The sequence below is a fragment of the Neisseria oralis genome (assembly GCF_045062685.1).
GTDB classification, from domain to species: domain Bacteria; phylum Pseudomonadota; class Gammaproteobacteria; order Burkholderiales; family Neisseriaceae; genus Neisseria; species Neisseria oralis.
In genome coordinates, this window is the sequence record NZ_JBJGEB010000047.1 from 1 (window position 1) to 289 (window position 289).

Annotated in this window: 1 pseudogene; it reads left to right on the top strand. The window is 54.7% G+C overall.

Annotated features, from left to right (window positions below):
• Positions 1-289 (top strand): annotated as a pseudogene (locus ACI43T_RS12020) (O-antigen ligase family protein); the annotation flags it as partial.

A 289-nucleotide genomic window follows, 5' to 3' on the forward strand; every position in this document is an offset into this window, starting at 1 on the left:
GATGAACCTGATCTACCCCGGTATGAACGACATCGTCTCTTGGATTTTCATCTTGCTCGCCGTCGGCGCGTGGGCCTGCAAGAGTTTGGTCGCACACTACGGACAAGAACGCATCGTTACCCTGTTTGCCTGGTCCCTGCTTATCGGCTCCCTGCTTCAATCCTGTATCGTCGTCATCCAGTTTGCCGGCTGGGAAGACACCCCTCTGTTTCAAAACATCATCGTTTACAGCGGGCAAGGCGTAATCGGACACATCGGGCAGCGCAACAACCTCGGACACTACCTGATG